Origin of the sequence: Streptomyces sp. B5E4 (assembly GCF_039871555.1) — a bacterium.
Lineage (GTDB): Bacteria > Actinomycetota > Actinomycetes > Streptomycetales > Streptomycetaceae > Streptomyces.
The window spans coordinates 1-847 of the sequence record NZ_JBDPMI010000079.1 but is presented as its reverse complement, the minus strand read 5'-3'; the positions used below and the strand labels follow the sequence as shown (position 1 = coordinate 847).

General features: G+C 71.0%; 1 protein-coding gene. It reads left to right on the top strand.

Annotation, left to right across the window (positions count from 1 at the left end; genetic code table 11):
• The coding region (locus ABGA99_RS36530) for an acyltransferase domain-containing protein (protein WP_347584286.1) at positions 1-847 on the top strand (847 nt) is incomplete at both ends.

Genomic DNA, 847 nt, shown 5'->3' with positions numbered 1-847 from the left:
CCTACACCCAGCCCGCACTCTTCGCCTACGAAGTCGCCCTCTACCGACTCGCAGAATCCTTCGGCATCCGCCCGGACTTCCTGGCCGGTCACTCCATCGGGGAGCTGACCGCCGCCCACCTCGCCGGGGTATGGACCCTGGCCGACGCCGCCCGGCTGGTGGCGACCCGCGGACGGCTCATGGGCGGCCTGCCCGCCGGTGGCGCCATGCTGTCGGTCACCGCACCCGTCGACACCCTCACCCCTCTGATCGACGGCACCGGCGTGGAGATCGCCGCGGCCAACAGCCCCACGCACACGGTCCTGACAGGCCAGGCCGAGGCCATCGACACCCTCGCCTCCCGCTGTGAGGACACCGGGCTGCGGGCCCGCCGCCTGCGGGTCAGCCACGCCTTCCACTCGGCGCACATGGACCCGATCCTGGAGGAGTTCCGCCAGGCCGTCGCCGACACACCAGCCCAGGCACCGGCCCTGCCGGTGGTCTCCAACCGCACCGGACAGCCCCTCACCCCGGAGCAGGCCGCCTCACCCGACTACTGGGCCGAACAGCTCCGCCACACCGTCGAGTACACCACCGTCACCACGTACCTCGAAGAGGCCGGCACCACCACCTACCTCGAACTCGGCCCCGACACCACCCTCACCACCCTCACCACCGACACCCTCTCCACCCCCGCCACAGCAGTAGCAGCCCAACAACGCGACCGCAGCCAGACCGACACCCTCACCACCGCCCTCGCCACCGTCCACACCACCCACACCCCCCTCACCTGGCCCACCACCACCCACACCACCCACCTCCCCACCTACGCCTTCCAACACCACACCTACTGGCTCCACGACACCCC